The following is a 17,507-nucleotide window of genomic DNA, read 5'->3' as shown; positions in this document are numbered from 1 at the left end:
AGATCCGGTCGACGCCGCCTCAGGAGATTTTGCGACGGTAGGAGATGCCGGCGACGAGGTAGGCGACAACGAGGATGCCGACGCACCAGGCGAGGGCGGTCCAGATGTCGGCGCCGACCGGGTGCCGGGCGAACAGGTCGCGGATCGTGTTCACGATCGGCGTGACCGGCTGGTGGTCGGCGAACCAGCGCACCGGGCCGGGCATCGTGCCGGTGGGCACGAACGCGGAACTGATGAACGGCAGGAAGATGAGCGGGTAGGAGAAGGCGCTCGCACCGGACACGCTGCTCGCGGTGAGGCCCGGGATGACGGCGATCCACGTCAGCGCGAGGGTGAACAGGATCAGGATGCCGGCGACCGCGAGCCAGGCGCCCACGGTCGCCCCGGTGCGGAAGCCCATGAGGAAGGCGACGCCAACGACGATCGCGAGCGAGATGAGGTTGGCGATCAGCGAGGTCAGCACGTGCGCCCACAGCACGCCGGAGCGGACGATCGGCATGGACTGGAAGCGCTCGAAGATGCCGGCCTGCATGTCCGTGAACAGCCGGAACGCGGTGTAGGAGATGCCCGACGCGATCGTGATGAGCAGGATGCCGGGCAGCATGTAGGACACGTAGGTGCCCGACCCGTGCTGGATCGCGCCGCCGAACACGTAGACGAACATCAGCATCATGGCCACCGGGACGATCGCGGTGGTGATGATGGTGTCCACGCTGCGCGTGACGTGCTTGAGGGAACGCCCGGTGAGGACGGCCGTGTCGCTGAAGAAGTGCGTGGTCATCGGTCTTCGTCACCCTGGTCGGCGATGCCGTTCTCGTCGTTCTTCCCGTTCTCGCCGACGACGGCGAAGAAGACATCCTCCAAAGTGGGCTGCTTCTCGACGTATTCGACCTTGGCGGGCGGCAGGAGCCTCCGCAGCTCGTCCAGGGTGCCGTTGACGATGATCCGGCCCTTGTGCAGGATCGCGATCCGGTCCGCGAGCTCTTCCGCCTCGTCGAGATACTGGGTCGTCAACAGCACCGTCGTGCCGTACTCGGCGAGTTCCTTCACGGTTCGCCACACCTCGACGCGCGCCTGCGGGTCCAGCCCGGTCGTCGGCTCGTCGAGGAAGATCACCGGCGGGTCGCCGATGAGGCTCATCGCGATGTCGAGGCGGCGACGCATGCCACCCGAATACGTCGCCACCTTCCGCGTGGCCGCATCGGTCAGCGCGAAACGTCGCAGCAGGGTGTCCGCCACCGCGCCGGGGTTCTTGAGATGCCGTAGCTTCGCGACCAGTACGAGGTTCTCCCGCCCGGTGAGGATCTCGTCGACGGCGGCGAACTGCCCGGTGAGGTTGAAGGACTCCCGCACCTTGGCCGGCTGCGCGGCGACGTCGAAACCGTTCACGTCGACCGTGCCCGCGTCCGCCTTCAGCAGTGTGGAGAGGATTCTGATAATCGTGGTCTTGCCCGCTCCGTTCGAGCCGAGCAGGGCGAAAACGCTGCCACGCTCCACGTCGAAGTCCACGCCGCGCAGCACACGTAGCTCCTTGTAAGACTTCTCCAGGCCCTGCACGCGGATCGCAGGTCTTGTCGGTGGGAGGCTCATGACCGCCAGAATGAAGGGTTGACGCAGCGGCAAGGTCAAGCCCGCGGGGCGGTGCCGAGGGGGCGCGAGCACGTCGAGGCACTACCTTGATCGCGACCTGTCCTTCCTACCGCGAGGAGCCGGCGTGGCCTCCATCCGCCACGAGATCGTCATCGACGCGTCTCCCGACCACATCTGGGACGTCATCCGCGACGTCGGTGCCGTGCACGAGCGCCTCCTGCCCGGCCGGGTGGCCGGGACCCGCCTCGAGGGCGACCAGCGGTTCCTGACCTTCCCCGACGGGCACGTGATCCGTGAGCTGATCGTCGCCATCGACGACGGAGCGCGCCGCCTGGCCTACTCCGTCGTCGAGGGCGCGCGGCCGCCGACCGAGCACCACCACGCCTCCTTCGAGGTCCGACCCGAGGGGGACAGGGCGGGCCGGCTCATCTGGACCACCGACGTGCTGCCGCACGCGCTCGAACCCGAGATCCGGATCCGGGTCGAACGCGGCGCGATCGAGATGAAGCAGGCGATCGAGTCGACGGCGCCGCCGGCGCCGGTCGGCGAGGAGGCGGCGTACCGGTTGTAGAGCGTCTCCGCTTGACCTCAACCGCAGTTTCGCTGGCCCTGGAAGGCGACGACCCCGTACGGCTCGGGCTGGCCGCCTACATCGCCACCGGCGACGGGGATCCGCGCGCGATGCTGGCCGGGGCGCGGGCGTTCTGGCGGACGGAGGAGATCCTTGACGCCGTCCGCTGGATGAGGTCGTACAACCGCCGGCACCCGGACGACCCGGTGCGCTTCGCCGAGGCTCCGGACCGGACGGCGCAGGACGTGACACCGCTCGACGGCCTCGCCGGGCTCGAGCGGACGCTGGCCGAGGGCGTCGCCTGGTGGCGGGAACGCACCGGCGACAAGATCGTGTACTGGGGAGGGACGGCGCACACCGCCGTCGGAGACCCCCGTACGATCTCCCAGGCCGCACCGCCCCAGACTCATCGGAACATGGGCGGTCACCTGCGGGAACGAATGGGCCAGGACTATCGGTCGATCGGGCTGACCGTGGGGCACGGCTCGATCGGCGTGCCCCTTCCCCGGCCGAGCGCGCAGTTCGTCGACTCGGTGCTGAGCGAGGCCGTCTCCGGCCGGGCGGGATACGTTCTGGACCTCCGCGAGCCGCAGCCCGAGCCCGTACACCGGCGGCTCGACGCGGCCACCAAGACGCGGCTGATCGGTCCGTTCTACGACCCGGCGGACGACGCGGCCTACTTCATGGCGGGCGGATCGCTGCGGACCTGGTTCGACGTCGTCATCCACACCGAGGAGGTCACCCCCGCCCGCCTCCTCCAGCCGCTGCCCGCCTGACGCGCGGTCGGCGGCGGCCGAAGATCCGGTCTTCAGGCTCTAGGCTTCTGCTGTGCCTGATCTTCCGTGGACCATCGGGACCGCGACCGGTGTCGGCTCCCACCCCGGCGACGATCCCGCCGAGGCGCTGCGGATCGTCCTCGACCAGCTTCCCGACCTGCCGTACCTCCCGGAGCTGCCCGCGCGCGGGCCCGGCGCGGACATGATCGGACGTGCCGCCGGACTGCTCGTCGAACTGGCCGTCGCGCTGCAGCCGTCGGGGTGGAGGTTCGCCGACCGGCCGGGCCGGGACACGATCCGCGCCCACAGCATGCTCGCCCGCGACCTCGACACTCTGGAAGAGCAGGCGGGGGATTACGAGGGACCGTTCAAGATCCAGATCACCGGGCCGTGGACCCTCGCCGCCTCGATCGAGCTCAGGCACGGCGACCGAGCGCTCCGCGACCCCGGGGCCGTACGCGACCTGATCGCCTCGCTCGCCGAGGGCGTCGCCGCGCACGTCGCCGACGTACGCCGCAGGCTCCCGCGCGCGACGATCCTGCTGCAACTCGACGAGCCCGGCCTGCCCGGTGTCCTGGCCGGAACCGTGCCGACCGCGAGCGGGTTCTCGCGGCTCCCCGCCGTCGAGGCCCCGCTGGCCGAGGACGGTCTGCGACGGGTGATCGAGGCGACGGACGCCTTCCCGATCGTGCACTCCTGCGCTCCGCGCACCCCGTACGGCCTGCTGCGGGGCGCGGGCGCGAAGGCGATCTCGGTCGACGCCGCGTCCCTGCGCGGCGCGGACGAGGACGCGATCGGCGAGGCCGTCGAGGCGGGCGCCGGGTTCCTCCTCGGCATCGTTCCCGGCACGGACACCCGCCTGCCGACGCCGAAGCAGTCGCTGGGTCGCGTCCAGGAGCTGTGGCGGCGTCTCGGCTTCTCCCCGCGGGTCCTGGCCGAGGGCGTCGTCGTCACCCCCGCGTGTGGCCTGGCCGGCGCGAGCCCCGGCTACGTACGGGCCGCGTTGAAGCACTGCGGCGAGGCGGCGCGGGTGCTGGCCGAGACCGCCGAGGACTGAGCGGAACCGACCGCGCGTCCCAGACGACGAAGGTTCGGCCGGATCACAACAGAACAGGGAGAGGTAGCTGCCATGGCGCCGTCGCGAGCGGTACGGGACGCCGAGGAAGAGCCCGCCGACGGGGAGAAGAAGCGCGGCTCCGCCGCCGGGGCGAAGAGCCGGCCCGCCGCCGGGCGGAAAAGGAGCACTGCCGCGGGCGGGCGTAAGAAGAGCGCCGCGGCGGGGGAGCGGAAGACGACCAGGCCCGCCACCCGGCGAAAGCGGCCCGCGACCAGGGAGAAGCGGATCAGGCACGCCACGGCGGGGTCTCCGCTGAGCGTGTTGCTCGTCTCGGTCGGCGTGCTCGTCGCGGTGGGAGTCCTCGCCCTGGCGGGCTGGCTGGTGACCTTCCCGTTGGACGACTTCCGCTACTCGTCCGGGCTGTCCGGAACCCAGGGCACGTTCACGGCCGTACGGTGCCACACCACTGGATCCGGCAAGGACGGCTCGCACGTCTGCACGGGGACGTTCGTGCCGGCCAAGGGCGGATCGGTCGACCGGTCGGCTCGGGTCCGCGACGCCCGGATCGAGGTCGGCAGGCCCGTCACGGTGCGTCGCAAGCCCGACGGCGGGTACCTCCGGCCGGGTGCGGCGAACGCCGGGACGAACCTCGCGACCGCCTTCGGCATCGTCGCCCTCGCCGCGTTCCTGCTCGTCGTGCTCTGCGTGGCGCCGAAGAACATCAAGGTCGGCGGCTTGAAGCGGCTGCGGCAGAACCCCCAGCCCTGGGGAACGCTGTTGTCCATCTTCGTCCCGTTGTTCGGCGCCTCGTTGGTGTTGGCCGCCCTGTCCGCTCTTCTCGGCCACCTGCTCGCGCTCATCTTCTGACGGCCCGCGCGGGTCAGTCGGTGGCGGTGCCGACCACCCGGTGCGGGGTGATGCGGACGACCACGCGGATCACCTCTGGCGGCAGGTCGAGGTACTCCTGGTCGGCGCCGGACCCCTCGTACTGCTCGGCCGGCTCGACGGCCGGCCGCCTGCCGACGTCCTCGGTGATCACGGCCGTGCCGCGCACCTCGGCGTACCGCAGCGGGTCGTTCCGGTCGAAGACGGTGAGGCTGGCCCGGGGATCACGGCGCAGATTCGTCTCCTTGCGCCGTCCTGCGGCAGTGGAGATGAGCAGGTCGGCGCTGGCAGACTGCCGGTCATGAACGCGCCGCCGCCGGTCCCCGCGGACCTGGCCCGTCTGCTGCGGCGCGGTTTCGCGCTGGAGTACCTCACGCTCGGCTGGAACGTGGCCGGCGTCGCGGTCCTGGCCGCCGCGGCCATCGCCGCCCTCGCCTACGGAAAGGCCCGCACCGGCGCGGCCCTGGGCAGCCCGGTCCTGTCCGCGGAGGGCCACGTCACGCTCGTCGACGCGGTCCTGGCCGGTGCGGTCCTGACCGGGCTGGTTCTGAACGCCGCGGCCGGCTGGTGGTGGGCCGATCCCCTCGCCGGCTACGTACTGGTGTTCTATGCCGTCCGAGAGGTCCACGGCCTCCTCACCGGCCGGCACTGAGGACGCCATCATGCTCTGGGACATAGTGATCGCGGTCGTGGCCGGGCTCGCCGCGCTGTGGCTCGTGGTCATCTCCGCCCTGTGGATCACCAAGGGTCGCTTCGACCTGACGGTGCTGCGCGAAGCCCTGCGGATGCTGCCCGACCTGATACGCCTGCTCAAACGCCTGGCCGCCGATCCCACCCTGCCCCGCGGCGTACGCATCCGGCTGTGGCTGCTGTTGGCCTACCTGCTGCTCCCGATCGACCTGGTACCCGACTTCATCCCGATCATCGGGTACGCCGACGACGCCATCATCGTCGTCCTCGCGCTGCGCTCGGTCATCCGCCACGCCGGCCCGGAAGCGGTCGAACACCACTGGCCCGGAGGCGGCGACGGCCTGACCGCGATCCTGCGCCTCGCCGGCGCCACACCGCCCGCGACGAGTGAGGAGGCACCGCCGGCGGATCGGACGCCGAAACGAGGGCGAATACTCAGGCGGCGGTGACCCGTGCGCGGGTGGCAGTGCGCTGCCGACCTCAGGACGAGATCCCCCGGCGTCCGGGGGGACAGGTCTCCGGTCGGGTGCGGTGTGGTCAGGCGGCGGGCCTGGTCGCGGGCTGGGTCTTGAAGGAGATGGCCTCCATGAGGGCCTTGTGCTTGGTGTTCTGGAAGGCGGCGACCTTCCAGTCCCCGGTCTCCTGACGGACCAGGGTGTAGGTCTGGATCTTGTGGCGCCTGCCGGGGCGCCGCCCCTTGTGGACGTCGCCGCGGGTGATGACGACGGCGGTGTCGGGGCCGGTGAAGCGGATGTCGACGATCTCGCTCGCGAGCCGGGTGCCCTTGAGGAAGCTCCCGAACAGGGCCTGGTGGGCGGTGCCGATCTCCGTGCCGCCGATGTAGAGCGTGCCGACGTAGGTGATGTAGGTGGCGTCGGCGGTGAACTCCGCGCCGTAGGCGGGCCCGTCGCCGGCGTTCCAGGCGGCGGTGAGACGGTCCAGGACGGCGGCGACGGCGGCGGTGGAAGAGTCCATGGTCCAAACTCCCTCGTGGTAACTTCTCTTGAGAACTTACTTCTCCAGAGACTTATCTTCTCTGGGGAAGAGATGAGAGAGGGGCATGGGACGTGTCAACATCCGAGGACGCGGGAGCGGTGTACCGGCGCTATCTCAGCGCCGTGCTGCTGCACGGCCAGGCCAGCGCCAAGGCCGTCGACCTGGGCGCGACCGACCTGTACGCGCTGAACATCCTGGAGCTGGGCGGCTCCATGACGCCCGGCGAGCTTGGTCGCCGCACCGGCCTGACCACCGGGCCCACCACCCGGCTGATCGACCGCCTGGAGCAGGCCGGTTACGTGCGTCGCGTCCCCGCCCCGGACGACCGCCGCAAGGTCATCGTCGAACTCGTCGCCGGCCCCGGCGGTCTCGACGAGGCTCTGGCCCCGGCCCGTCAGAAGATCGGCGCCATCGTCCAGGGCTACTCGCCCGAGGAGCGGGCCGTCCTCTTCGACTATTTCGCGCGCGCCGCCGACGCCTACCTGGAGGCCACGACGGAGCTCCACGGCGAGCGGACCGGTTGACGGCTGCCTGTCGAACGCCGCATTGGGTCTCGCAGGGGTCTTCGGGATCGGGAGCCTCGCCGCTCTCGCGCTGCTGGTGCTGTGCGTCCTCCCCAGGCGGGTCCGGCTGGAGCCCGGCGTGCCTATCCGCTCGAACCCGCGTCCCTGGGGGACACTGTTGCCCCTGCTCGGCTGGTCGTTCGCCGCGCTCGCCGGCATGACGGTGCTGTGCTTCGCCGCCGCGATCCTGGTCGCGCTCGGCCACGCGATCTTCTAAGGGGAGCGCGCGCCGCGGAGGCGGACGAAGGCCGCCCGCGGAGCCGCGCCTGCCCCCGAGCCGCAGGTCAGAAGTGTCGGTGGCACGCGAGACACTAAGAGACAGTGGCAGTCGCAGGCAGGGAGAGACACGTGGCGACAGGCGTACCCGACGCGGTTCAGCAGCGTCATGCGGAGCTGGCTCAGGAGCTCGACGAGGCCAACTACCGCTATTACGTCCTCGACTCCCCGACGATCAGCGACGCGGACTACGACCGGCTGATGCGGGAAATCCGTGCGATCGAGGACGAGCATCCCGAGCTCGTCACGCCGGACTCGCCGACGCAGAAGGTCGGCGCGCCGATCACGACCGACTTCGCGACGGTCGAGCACCTCGAGCGGATGCAGAGCCTGGACAACGCCTTCAGCACCGATGACCTGTCGGCGTGGCTGACCCGCGCGGAGAAGGAGGTCGGCTCCGTCGCCAACTTCCTGTGCGAGCTGAAGATCGACGGGCTGGCGGTCAACCTGACGTACGAGAACGGCCGGCTCGTCCGCGGCGCGACGCGCGGCGACGGGCGTACGGGTGAGGACGTCACCAACAACATCCGCACGATCGACGCCGTGCCGCTCCAGCTCGAGGGCGACGACGTTCCGGAGCTGCTGGAGGTGCGCGGCGAGGTCTACCTGCCGGTCGAGGCGTTCGAGAAGCTGAACGAGGGGCTGGTCGAGGCGGGCAGGGCGCCGTTCGCCAACCCGCGCAACGCCGCGGCCGGCTCGCTGCGGCAGAAGGACCCGCGGGTCACGGCGCGGCGTCCGCTGAGCATGATCGTGCACGGGTTCGGCGCGTGGCGCGGTGGCAGGCAGCCGGACAGCCAGTCGGACTCCTACGAGATCATGCGGTCGTTCGGGCTGCCGGTCAGCGACCGGTACAAGGTCGTCGACGGCCTCGACGACGTACGGGAGTTCATCGAGTACTACGGCGAGCACCGGCACGAGCCCGCGTACGAGATCGACGGCGTCGTGGTCAAGGTCGACCAGCTCGCGCTGCAGCGGCGGCTGGGTTCGACCAGCCGGTGGCCGCGCTGGGCGATCGCGTTCAAGTACCCGCCGGAGGAGGTCAACACCCGGCTCCTCGACATCAAGGTCGGGGTCGGGCGCACCGGGCGGGTGACACCGTACGGCGTGATGGAGCCGATCAAGGTGGCGGGCTCCACGGTCGCGTACGCCACGTTGCACAACGCCGACGAGGTCAAGCGCAAGGGCGTGCGGATCGGCGACATGGTCGTCCTGCGCAAGGCGGGCGACGTCATCCCGGAGATCGTCGGCCCGGTGGACGGCCTGCGCGACGGCACCGAGCGGGAGTTCGTCATGCCGAGCGTGTGCCCGGAGTGCGGCACCGAGCTGCGCGCGCAGAAGGAGGGCGACGTCGACATCCGCTGCCCGAACGCCAAGGAGTGCCCGGCGCAGCTCCGGGAGCGGCTCTACTTCGTGGCCGGCCGGGGCGCGCTCGACATCGAGGCGCTCGGTTACGTCGCGGCGACCGCGCTCACCCAGCCGCTGGAGCCGGCGGACCCGCCGGTCAAGAACGAGGGCGACCTGTTCCACCTGACCGTCGAGCAGCTGCTGCCGATCAAGTCGGTGGTCCGCGAGCAGCGCACCGGCCTTCCGAAGATCGACGAGAAGACGGGCGAGGAGAAGGTCGTCACCTTCTTCGCGAACAAGTCCGGTGAGCCGAAGAAGACGGTCGAGAAGCTCTTCGAGGAGCTGGAGAAGGCCAAGAAGCAGCCGCTGTGGCGGGTGCTGGTCGCGCTGTCGATCCGGCACGTCGGGCCGACGGCCGCGCAGGCGCTGGCGCGGGAGTTCCGTTCGCTGGACCGGATCGCCGAGGCGTCGGAGGAGGAGCTGACGGCGGTCGAGGACGTCGGCCCGACGATCGCGGCGTCGGTCAAGGAGTGGTTCGCCGTCGACTGGCACCGCGAGATCGTCGAGAAGTGGCGCCGGGCGGGCGTGCGGATGGAGGACGAGGGCGCCGCGGAGGGGCCGCGGCCGCTGGAGGGCGTGACCGTCGTCATCACCGGGTCGCTGGAGGGCTTCAGCCGCGACTCCGCGACCGAGGCCGTGCAGAATCTCGGCGGCAAGGTGTCCAGCTCGGTGTCGAAGAAGACCGGGTTCGTCGTCTACGGGGAGAGCCCGGGGTCGAAGTACGACAAGGCGGTCAAGCTGGGGGTTCCGCTGCTGGACGAGGCGGGTTTCCAGGTGCTGCTGGAGAAGGGGCCGGATGCGGCCACGGAAATCGCGACCGTCGGAGAGGAGTGATTGTCCCCAGAATCTGGTCATGCTGACCTGCGAGGCGATACTGTACGGTATCGATTGATTACTGAGGGGTGGTTCGGCGGCCGGGTGTAGGCGTAACGCAACGTGCGCAATCGGTTCCGCGAAGTTGCTCGGACGTCGTAGTCTCCCCTCAGCACTACTTGTGTCCGTCCAAACACCATCGCCTCCCCCCAAAACGCAAGGTTTGGGTGTAACCCCCCGAGGACGTGATGAAGGACCCGAATAACACGCGGGACACGGTCCCGCGGCGTGGCTCTCCGTTGTGGAGCTACGTCGTCTGTGTCACGGTGGTCGGCGTCGCGGCCCTTGCCACCTCGCTCGCCTACCTGAGCGTCGGCGACCTTCGGACGCTGGTCGGCGCCCCGCTCTTCTGGATCCTGGCGTTGCTGATCGTGTCCGGCGAGCTCAAGCCGATCATCACGCCGGGCTCCACCGAGACCACCGGCGCGACGGTCTCCACGACCTTCACCTTCGCCACGCTGATCTACGCCGGTCTGCCGACCGCGCTGCTCCTGCACGCCATCGCCACGGTGGCGACCGGCATGCTGCGCCGGCGGGCCCTGCACCGCACCGCCTTCAACGTCGGGCAGTACACCCTGAGCTTCGCCGCGGCGGGGCTGGTGCTGCTGATGTCCGGCGTCACGGCGTCGCCGACGCACCCGTGGACGCCGCACGCCCTCGACCTGCCGACCACGCTGCTGGCCGGGGTCGCGTACTTCCTGGTCAACCTCGTGCTGGTCAACGCCGCGATCGCGCTGCACGAGCGCACCTCCGTGCTCAAGACCATGCGCTGGAACCTCGGCCTGCAACTCCTCGTGCACAGCGCGCTGCTCGGGCTGGCGCCGCTGGTCGTCGTGGTGATGAGCTGGTCGGCGGCGTTCGTCCCGCTGTTCGTCCTGCCGTTCATCGCGGTCTACATCAACGCCTCGGTGTCGGTCAGCCGCGAGTACCAGGCCCTGCACGACGGCCTCACCGGCCTGCCCAACCGCAAGCTCCTCATCATGCGCACCGAGGAAGCGCTTGCACAGGCGCGCCACGAGGCCGAGCGGGCCCTCACCGCGCGGGGCCGGGACCACGAGCCGCCCCGGCGGGTCGGCCTGTTCCTCCTCGACCTGGATCGGTTCAAGGAGGTCAACGACACGCTCGGGCACCCGACCGGCGACCGCCTCCTGCAGCTCGTCGCGCACCGTCTCACCCACAGCGTGCGGCCCGGTGACCTGGTCGCGCGGCTCGGCGGCGACGAGTTCGCGGTGCTGCTGCCCACCGTGCGTGACGCACGCGGCGCCCGCGAGGTCGCGGCGCGGCTCCGGGCCGCGCTGAACGAACCGGTGCGCCTCGACGGGATGTCGTTCGACCTGGAGGCCAGCGTCGGCATCGCGCTCCACCCCGACCACGCGCCCGACTTCGAACTGCTGCTGCAGCGCGCCGACGTTGCGATGTACGTGGCGAAGGAAAACCGCACCGGGGTAGAGATCTATTCACCCGATCGGGACCGAAACTCGCCCGAACGCCTCGGCCGGCAGGGGCAGCTGCGCCGCGCCATCGACCGCCGCGAGCTGGAGCTGTTCTTCCAGCCCAAACTGTTCCTGGGCAACGGCCGCCCGGTCGGCATGGAGGCGCTGCTGCGCTGGCGGCACCCGCAGAAGGGCCTGCTGACCCCGGAGCAGTTCCTGCCGATCGCCGAGCAGACCTACCTCATGCGCGGCATCACCGACTTCGTGGTCGACGCCGCGCTGACCCAGGTCGCGCGCTGGTGGAAGGCGGGGCTGCGCGTCCAGGTCGCCATCAACGCCTCCGGCCGTGACCTGCTCGACTCGGCGCTCACCGAGATGATCGCGGCCGGGCTGCTCCGGCACGAGGTGCCGCCGCAGGCGCTGCAGCTGGAGATCACCGAGCGGATCCTGATGAACGAACCGGCCTACGCCGCCGACACCGTCCAGGCGCTCGCCGCACTGGGCATCCCGCTCAGCCTGGACGACTTCGGCACCGGCTACTCCTCGCTCGTCCGGCTGAAGAGCCTGCCGGTCGAGGAGATCAAGATCGATGCCTCCTTCGTCAGCCGGCTCCGCGAGGCGGGCGACGACGCCATCATCGTCCGGTCGATCATCGATCTGGCCCGCACGCTCGGCCTGCGCTCGGTCGCCGAGGGCGTCGAGAACCCCGAGACCGAGCACCTCCTGCGCAACCTGGGCTGCGACGCCGGCCAGGGCTACCACTTCCAGCCGCCGATGACCGCGGCGGAGGCGACCGACTGGCTGCGCGAGCACGTCACGAAGCTCCAGGCGCCTGAGGGCGCCGCGCTCTGAGGCGCCTCCTCACCAGGCCTGCGTAAACCGCTTGTTAACCGGTCGTGGCCGGTTCCAGCCGCCCTCTAGGATGGCTGAGAACCCATCGATCGCAGAAACGGTTTCGACATGCTTAACGAGCACGCCGCCCAAGGCTCCGCCGCCGCGGGCCAGGCCCGCGGCGGCGGAGCCATCACCCGCGATGAGGTCGCGCACCTCGCCCGGCTGTCCCGGCTGGCGCTGCGCGAGGACGAGCTCGACCACCTCGCCACCCAGCTCGATGACATCATCTCCGCGGTCGCGCGCGTCCAGGAGGTCGCCGCCGAGGACATCCCGCCGACCTCGCACGCGCTGCCGCTGACCAACGTCTTCCGCACCGACGAAGTGCGGCCCTCGCTCACGCCCGACCAGGCGCTGTCCGGCGCGCCCGCCGCAGAGGAGCAGCGTTTCAAGGTCCCGCGGATTCTCGACGAGGAGGCGTGAGCATGGAAATCATCAAGAAGACCGCGGCCGAGCTGGCCGGGCTGATCTCCTCCGGCGAGGCGTCGGCGGTCGAGGTCACCCAGGCGCACCTCGACCGGATCGCCGCCGTCGAGGACTCCGTCAACGCGTTCCTGCACGTCGACCCGGAGACCGCGCTCGCGCAGGCCCGCACGGTCGACGAGCGCCGCGCGGCGGGGGAGGCGCTGGGCCCGCTGGCCGGAGTGCCGATCGCGCACAAGGACGTCTTCACGACCACCGACATGCCGACGACCGCCTCCTCCAAGATCCTGGAGGGCTGGCGTCCGCCGTACGACGCGACCGTCACGCGGCGGCTGCGCGAGGCCGGGCTGGTCATCCTCGGCAAGACCAACATGGACGAGTTCGCGATGGGCTCCTCGACGGAGAACAGCGCGTTCGGCGCCACGCACAACCCGTGGGACCTGAACACGATCCCCGGCGGCTCGTCCGGTGGCTCCTCCGCGGCCGTCGCCGCGTACGAGGCGCCCCTGGCGACCGGCACCGACACCGGCGGCTCGATTCGCCAGCCCGCCGCGGTCACCGGCCTCGTCGGCATGAAGCCGACCTACGGCGGGTCCTCCCGGTACGGCCTGATCGCGTTCGCGTCCTCGCTCGACACGCCGGGCCCGCTGGCCCGTACGGTGCTGGACGCCGCGCTCCTGCACGAGGTGTTCTCCGGGCACGACCCGATGGACTCCACCTCGATCGACCAGCCGGTGCCGCCCGTCGTCGAGGCGGCGCGCCGCGCCGAGGTCGCCGGCCTGCGCGTCGGCGTCGTCAAGGAGTTCGGCGGCGAGGGCTACCAGCCGGGAGTGCTGGCGCGGTTCCACGAGGCGGTCGAGCTGCTCGAGTCGCTCGGCGCCAAGGTCGTCGAGGTGTCCTGCCCGCACTTCACCTACGCCCTGCCGGCGTACTACCTGATCGCGCCGTCGGAGTGCTCGTCCAACCTGGCCCGGTTCGACGGCATGCGCTACGGCCTGCGCGTCGGCGACGACGAGACCCGCTCGGCCGAGGAGGTCATGGCGCTCACCCGCGCCGCGGGCTTCGGGCCGGAGGTCAAGCGCCGGATCATGCTCGGCACCTACGCCCTGTCCAGCGGCTACTACGACGCCTACTACGGCAAGGCCCAGCAGGTCCGCACGCTGATCGCGCGCGACTTCGACGCCGCGTTCGAGCAGGTGGACGTGCTGATCTCGCCGACGACGCCGACGACCGCGTTCCCGATCGGCGAGCGCGCCGACGACCCGATGGCGATGTACCTCGCCGACCTGTGCACGATCCCGTCCAACCTCGCCGGCAACGCCGCGATCTCGGTGCCGTGCGGCCTGGCGGACGAGGACTCCCTGCCGGTCGGTCTGCAGATCATGGCGCCGGTCCTCGCCGACGACCGGGTCTACCGTGTCGGCGCCGCCGTCGAGCGGGCCCTGCAGGACCGCTGGGGCGGCCCGCTCCTGGCCAAGGCCCCCGAACTGTAGGGGGGAGGAACGGCGGCATGATCACCCGCATCGAGATCGACGGCTTCAAGTCCTTCTCGGACTTCAGCCTGGACCTGCCGCCGTTCCTCGCCATCATCGGCACCAACGCCAGCGGCAAGTCCAACCTCGTCGAGGCACTGACGTTCTTCGCGCTCGCGGCCACGGAAGGGCTCGACGATGCGGTCGCGGCCGTACGCGGTGACGCGCGTGGACTGTTCCGGCAGCGCGGGGACAGATCTCGCTGCGAAAAGATCCGATTCGCCGCCGAATTCGTTTTCCAGCCCTCGCCCTTTTGGGGTGACGCTCTACCGAGTCGCTGGCGGTACGAGCTGGAGCTCTCGTGGGGAGCACCACCCGGTCGGCTGGAAGGTCTGGTTGCGGACGCCCAACGCCTCATCTCGCTGGACCTTCGGGCGGATACGTGGCCGGTCAGGTTCGGCGCGGCTGAAAAGTGGCAGGAAGCGTATCTCTCCTACGAGGCGCGGCCCAGAGTGATCGAAAGGCGTGCCGCCGCAGCCGCACGAGAGTCGTCCGTCCTTTCCCTGCTGCTTTCGCATCGGGGCGAGGACCCCGTGGACGATGAGATCGTCGGTAGGGTCGAGGCGGAACTCCTCTACATTCGGACTCTCCATCTTGAGGCCGGCGCGCTTCGTGCGTCCAGCGAGATGGGTGGCCCGGAGTTCATGGACGTACACGGACGCCACCTGCCGAACTTCCTTCGCTGGTTGAGCCGGCGGACGGGAGGCGAGAACCGCCCCCTCGGGGTGGTCGCCGACATCGAGACGCATCTTGTCGGACTGGTTCGTGAGGTCAGCGGGTTCGAGATCGTCGAGGACGAGCGACGAAGAGACGTCAGGCTGGAATTCTCCTCCCCGTACACCGGCCCGGTCGGCGCGGAGTTCGCTTCTGACGGGACTCTCCGGATGCTCGCTATCTTGGCGGCTCTGCATGATCCGGGAGCTGGCCTAGTGGCGGTGGAAGAACCGGAGAACGGCGTGTTCCCCGAACGCCTGCGGCATCTCCTGGCGTTGATCCAGGAGTTGGTGAGCGATATCCGAGCGGATCCCAACGATGAGCTACGGCCCGGCGCCTTCCAGCTCGCGTCGCTCAGGCAGGCTTTGGTGACGAGTCATTCACCGGTGATCCTTGACGTGGTCGAGCGAGACCGGATCGTCTTCCTCGACACGACGACCGTCCTGGAAGGCGGAGTGGCGAGCCACGTGACGCGGGTGCGTTGGATCCGCGAGCCAGGTGGCCCGGTGACCGGCTCCGGCGAGCGCTGGGCGCGGATCACCGATTCCGAGCTTCGCCGCTTTCGGGCCGGAGTCGAGGAACCGGTCTGATGCGTAGCCTTAGCTGTGTCCTCGTACGCGAGGGGCCGTCCGACGACTGGTTCCTTCCGGTGGTGCTGCAGCGCGCTCTGCAGGACATGTGCCGGGAACGCTTCCCGGCTTGTGGCGAGGTCCAGGAGATCCGATCCCTGCCCGAGGCCGGCAACCAGCACCCGGACTCCGTGGTGCGGGCGATCGAGGCGGAGCTCGGGACGTTCGACGTCGCGCTGTACCACCACGATGGGGCTCCGCCGGGAAAGTCCGACCTGGTGATCAAGCGGATGCGGGAGGCTTGGCAAGAGGCCGGCTACCGGGAGCCGCTCGTCCCCGTGGTTCCGGTGCGGGAGACCGAGGCGTGGCTCCTGGCCGATCCTGAGGCGATCAGGACCGCGCTGCGCGTCCGTAAGCTTCCCGAACCCGGATTCGAACCGGAGCGGGTGCATTCCGTACTCCGGCCGAAAGAGGAGTTCGAGGCGATCGTTCGGCAGGTCGCCGGCCGGAAGGCCACCGGTGAGCATGGCGTACGCGACTATGTGATCCGGGTGGGCACGACCGTCCAGATCGACGTACTGCGAAGGGTTCCCGCCTTCAGAGACTGGTGGGACGAGATGATCGAAGCATTGGAGAGGCTGGGATACCAGCATGGCTGACACGACGACGCTCGTGCCGTACGACGAGGCGCTGGCGAGATATGAGCCGGTGCTGGGCATCGAGACCCACATCGAGCTGGGCACGAAGACGAAGATGTTCTGCGGGTGCGCGACCGAGTTCGGCGCGGAGCCGAACACCCAGGTCTGTCCCGTCTGCCTGGGGCTGCCCGGGTCGCTGCCGGTCACGAACCGCTCCGCGATCGAGGGCATCATCAAGATCGGCCTGGCGCTGAACTGCTCGATCGTCGAGTGGTGCCGCTTCGCCCGGAAGAACTACTTCTATCCGGACATGCCGAAGGACTTCCAGATCTCGCAGTACGACGAGCCGCTCTGCGTCGACGGCTACCTCGACGTCGAGGTCGAGGGGGAGACGTACCGCATCGAGATCGAGCGGGTCCACATGGAGGAGGACACCGGCAAGTCGCTGCACGTCGGCGGTGCCACCGGCCGGATCCACGGGGCCGACCACTCTCTCGTCGACTACAACCGGGCCGGCATCCCGCTCGTCGAGATCGTGACCAAGCCGATCGTCGCGACGGGCGACAAGGCGCCGCTGGTCGCGCGGGCGTACGCCACCGAACTGCGTGAGCTCGTACGCGCGGTCGGCGTCTCGGACGTGCGCATGGAGCAGGGCTCGATGCGCTGCGACGTGAACGTCTCGCTGATGCCCAAGGGCGCGTCCGAGTGGGGCACCCGCACCGAGACCAAGAACGTCAACTCGCTGCGCTCCGTCGAGCGCGCCGTCCGGTTCGAGATCGAGCGGCAGGCCGGCGTCCTGGACGCGGGCGGCAAGGTGATCCAGGAGACCCGGCACTTCCAGGAGGCCACCGGCACGACGACGAGCGGGCGCAGCAAGGAGGAGGCGCAGGACTACCGCTACTTCCCCGAGCCCGACCTGGTGCCGATGGCGCCGTCGCGCGAGTGGGTCGAGCAGCTGCGCGCCGGCCTTCCGGAGCTGCCCGCCGCCCGCCGCCGCCGGGTGCAGGACGAGTGGGGCGTCGCCGACAAGGAGCTGCAGGACATCGTCAACGCCGGCGCGCTCGATCTGATCGAGGACACCGTGCGCGCGGGCGCCGACCCGGCCGCGGCCCGCAAGTGGTGGATGAACGAGCTGTCCCGGCGGGCCACCGAGCAGGGTGTCGACCTGGCCTCGCTGCCGGTCACCCCGGCCGGCGTCGCGCGGGTGAGCGCGCTCGTCGCCGAGGGCAGCATCAACGACAAGCTGGCCCGGCAGGTCTTCGACGGCGTGCTCGCCGGCGAGGGCACGCCGGACGAGGTCGTCGAGAAGCGCGGCCTGAAGGTCGTCAGCGACGAGGGCCAGCTCGGCTCGGTCATCGACGAGGTCATCGCCGCCAACCCGGACGTCGCGGACAAGATCCGTGGCGGCAAGGTCGCGGCGGCGGGCGCGCTGGTCGGCGCGGTCATGAAGGCGACGCGCGGTCAGGCCGACGCCGGCCGGGCCCGTGAGCTGATCATCGAGAAGCTCACGAGCTGACGGCCGACCCGGCCAGGACGGCAACTGACGCATCATCTTCTGCGCGTCGAAGAACCGGGTGACGAGGTTGTTGACCTCGGTGACGCGCGCGGCTCCGGCGTGAGCGTCAC

At 70.1% G+C, this 17,507-nt stretch carries 19 protein-coding genes; 15 read left to right on the top strand and 4 right to left on the bottom strand.

Annotation, left to right across the window (positions count from 1 at the left end):
• Window positions 1-19 precede the first annotated feature (19 nt).
• Window positions 20-781 carry an ABC transporter permease gene (locus tag AB0L00_RS40050; protein WP_364442840.1) on the bottom strand — a complete coding sequence of 254 codons (762 nt, stop codon included), beginning with the start codon at window positions 779-781 and terminating at the stop codon, window positions 20-22.
• Entirely contained in the window at window positions 778-1,590 is an 813-nt protein-coding gene (locus AB0L00_RS40045; RefSeq protein WP_364442839.1) for an ATP-binding cassette domain-containing protein, read from the bottom strand. The genes AB0L00_RS40050 and AB0L00_RS40045 overlap by 4 nt, the downstream gene beginning before the upstream one ends.
• Window positions 1,591-1,714: 124 nt before the next feature.
• On the opposite strand from AB0L00_RS40045, the gene AB0L00_RS40040 reads away from it, so the two are divergent.
• The 4 genes from AB0L00_RS40040 (at window position 1,715) to AB0L00_RS40025 (ending at window position 4,861) form a co-directional block, all read left to right on the top strand.
• Window positions 1,715-2,161 (top strand): SRPBCC family protein, encoded by a 447-nt coding sequence (locus AB0L00_RS40040; protein WP_364442838.1) that lies wholly within the window; start codon window positions 1,715-1,717, stop codon window positions 2,159-2,161.
• Between the two features lie 11 nt (window positions 2,162-2,172).
• Window positions 2,173-2,937, top strand: coding sequence for an erythromycin esterase family protein (locus tag AB0L00_RS40035; RefSeq protein WP_364442837.1), 765 nt, complete (start codon window positions 2,173-2,175; stop codon window positions 2,935-2,937).
• 52 nt (window positions 2,938-2,989) lie between these two features.
• Entirely contained in the window at window positions 2,990-3,994 is a 1,005-nt protein-coding gene (locus AB0L00_RS40030; RefSeq protein WP_364442836.1) for a methionine synthase, read from the top strand.
• Window positions 3,995-4,066: 72 nt separating this feature from the next.
• Window positions 4,067-4,861, top strand: a complete 795-nt coding sequence (locus AB0L00_RS40025) for a hypothetical protein (protein ID WP_364442835.1) — start codon at window positions 4,067-4,069, stop codon at window positions 4,859-4,861.
• 13 nt (window positions 4,862-4,874) lie between these two features.
• Here the strand turns inward: AB0L00_RS40025 and AB0L00_RS40020 are convergent, their stop codons facing one another.
• Window positions 4,875-5,150 carry a pyridoxamine 5'-phosphate oxidase family protein gene (locus AB0L00_RS40020; RefSeq protein ID WP_364442927.1) on the bottom strand — a complete coding sequence of 92 codons (276 nt, stop codon included), beginning with the start codon at window positions 5,148-5,150 and terminating at the stop codon, window positions 4,875-4,877.
• A gap of 30 nt (window positions 5,151-5,180) precedes the next feature.
• On the opposite strand from AB0L00_RS40020, the gene AB0L00_RS40015 reads away from it, so the two are divergent.
• Entirely contained in the window at window positions 5,181-5,531 is a 351-nt protein-coding gene (locus tag AB0L00_RS40015) for a hypothetical protein (RefSeq protein ID WP_364442931.1), read from the top strand.
• 10 nt (window positions 5,532-5,541) lie between these two features.
• On the top strand, window positions 5,542-6,018 hold the full coding sequence (locus tag AB0L00_RS40010; RefSeq protein WP_364442834.1) for a DUF1232 domain-containing protein: 477 nt from the start codon (window positions 5,542-5,544) through the stop codon (window positions 6,016-6,018).
• A gap of 88 nt (window positions 6,019-6,106) precedes the next feature.
• On the opposite strand, the gene AB0L00_RS40005 is transcribed toward AB0L00_RS40010, so the two are convergent.
• Window positions 6,107-6,544: an SgcJ/EcaC family oxidoreductase gene (locus AB0L00_RS40005; RefSeq protein WP_364442833.1), complete on the bottom strand. Its 438-nt coding sequence runs from the start codon at window positions 6,542-6,544 to the stop codon at window positions 6,107-6,109.
• A gap of 92 nt (window positions 6,545-6,636) precedes the next feature.
• Between AB0L00_RS40005 and AB0L00_RS40000 the strand changes: the two genes are divergently transcribed.
• From AB0L00_RS40000 to gatB, 9 genes are all read left to right on the top strand, one after another.
• On the top strand, window positions 6,637-7,089 hold the full coding sequence (locus tag AB0L00_RS40000) for a MarR family transcriptional regulator (protein WP_364442832.1): 453 nt from the start codon (window positions 6,637-6,639) through the stop codon (window positions 7,087-7,089).
• Window positions 7,090-7,111: 22 nt separating this feature from the next.
• Entirely contained in the window at window positions 7,112-7,345 is a 234-nt protein-coding gene (locus tag AB0L00_RS39995; protein WP_364442831.1) for a hypothetical protein, read from the top strand.
• A gap of 131 nt (window positions 7,346-7,476) precedes the next feature.
• Entirely contained in the window at window positions 7,477-9,642 is a 2,166-nt protein-coding gene (ligA, locus tag AB0L00_RS39990; RefSeq protein WP_364442830.1) for an NAD-dependent DNA ligase LigA, read from the top strand.
• 227 nt (window positions 9,643-9,869) lie between these two features.
• A complete protein-coding gene (locus AB0L00_RS39985) occupies window positions 9,870-11,966 on the top strand; it encodes an EAL domain-containing protein (protein ID WP_364442829.1) in 2,097 nt (698 codons plus the stop codon).
• A 108-nt stretch (window positions 11,967-12,074) separates the two neighbouring features.
• Window positions 12,075-12,428 carry an Asp-tRNA(Asn)/Glu-tRNA(Gln) amidotransferase subunit GatC gene (gene gatC / locus AB0L00_RS39980; RefSeq protein WP_364397217.1) on the top strand — a complete coding sequence of 118 codons (354 nt, stop codon included), beginning with the start codon at window positions 12,075-12,077 and terminating at the stop codon, window positions 12,426-12,428.
• A gap of 2 nt (window positions 12,429-12,430) precedes the next feature.
• Complete coding sequence (gene gatA / locus AB0L00_RS39975; protein ID WP_364442827.1) at window positions 12,431-13,921, top strand: Asp-tRNA(Asn)/Glu-tRNA(Gln) amidotransferase subunit GatA; 1,491 nt, start codon at window positions 12,431-12,433, stop codon at window positions 13,919-13,921.
• A gap of 17 nt (window positions 13,922-13,938) precedes the next feature.
• Entirely contained in the window at window positions 13,939-15,264 is a 1,326-nt protein-coding gene (locus AB0L00_RS39970) for an AAA family ATPase (RefSeq protein WP_364442826.1), read from the top strand.
• The gene (locus AB0L00_RS39965) at window positions 15,264-15,902 is read left to right on the top strand and encodes a DUF4276 family protein (RefSeq protein ID WP_364442825.1); all 639 of its coding nucleotides are present in this window, start codon (window positions 15,264-15,266) and stop codon (window positions 15,900-15,902) included. The genes AB0L00_RS39970 and AB0L00_RS39965 overlap by 1 nt, the downstream gene beginning before the upstream one ends.
• Window positions 15,895-17,397 (top strand): Asp-tRNA(Asn)/Glu-tRNA(Gln) amidotransferase subunit GatB, encoded by a 1,503-nt coding sequence (gene gatB, locus AB0L00_RS39960; protein ID WP_364442823.1) that lies wholly within the window; start codon window positions 15,895-15,897, stop codon window positions 17,395-17,397. Before AB0L00_RS39965 ends, gatB begins: the two co-directional genes overlap by 8 nt.
• The last annotated feature ends 110 nt before the right edge of the window (window positions 17,398-17,507 follow it).

Origin of the sequence: Actinoallomurus sp. NPDC052308 (assembly GCF_040679195.1) — a bacterium.
Taxonomy (GTDB): Bacteria; Actinomycetota; Actinomycetes; order Streptosporangiales; family Streptosporangiaceae; genus Actinoallomurus; species Actinoallomurus liliacearum.
This window is presented reverse-complemented; position numbering and strand designations above follow the sequence as displayed.

What these genes read in the sequence shown, in the direction of transcription:
- AB0L00_RS39970 (WP_364442826.1), top strand. Translation starts at nt 13,939, where the DNA reads ATGATCACCCGCATCGAGATCGACGGCTTCAAGTCCTTCTCGGACTTC.
- AB0L00_RS39965 (WP_364442825.1), top strand. Translation starts at nt 15,264, where the DNA reads ATGCGTAGCCTTAGCTGTGTCCTCGTACGCGAGGGGCCGTCCGACGAC.
- AB0L00_RS40015 (WP_364442931.1), top strand. Translation starts at nt 5,181, where the DNA reads ATGAACGCGCCGCCGCCGGTCCCCGCGGACCTGGCCCGTCTGCTGCGG.
- AB0L00_RS40050 (WP_364442840.1), bottom strand. Translation starts at nt 781, where the DNA reads ATGACCACGCACTTCTTCAGCGACACGGCCGTCCTCACCGGGCGTTCC.
- gatA (WP_364442827.1), top strand. Translation starts at nt 12,431, where the DNA reads ATGGAAATCATCAAGAAGACCGCGGCCGAGCTGGCCGGGCTGATCTCC.
- gatC (WP_364397217.1), top strand. Translation starts at nt 12,075, where the DNA reads ATGCTTAACGAGCACGCCGCCCAAGGCTCCGCCGCCGCGGGCCAGGCC.
- AB0L00_RS40010 (WP_364442834.1), top strand. Translation starts at nt 5,542, where the DNA reads ATGCTCTGGGACATAGTGATCGCGGTCGTGGCCGGGCTCGCCGCGCTG.
- AB0L00_RS40005 (WP_364442833.1), bottom strand. Translation starts at nt 6,544, where the DNA reads ATGGACTCTTCCACCGCCGCCGTCGCCGCCGTCCTGGACCGTCTCACC.
- AB0L00_RS40045 (WP_364442839.1), bottom strand. Translation starts at nt 1,590, where the DNA reads ATGAGCCTCCCACCGACAAGACCTGCGATCCGCGTGCAGGGCCTGGAG.
- gatB (WP_364442823.1), top strand. Translation starts at nt 15,895, where the DNA reads ATGGCTGACACGACGACGCTCGTGCCGTACGACGAGGCGCTGGCGAGA.
- AB0L00_RS40025 (WP_364442835.1), top strand. Translation starts at nt 4,067, where the DNA reads ATGGCGCCGTCGCGAGCGGTACGGGACGCCGAGGAAGAGCCCGCCGAC.
- AB0L00_RS39985 (WP_364442829.1), top strand. Translation starts at nt 9,870, where the DNA reads ATGAAGGACCCGAATAACACGCGGGACACGGTCCCGCGGCGTGGCTCT.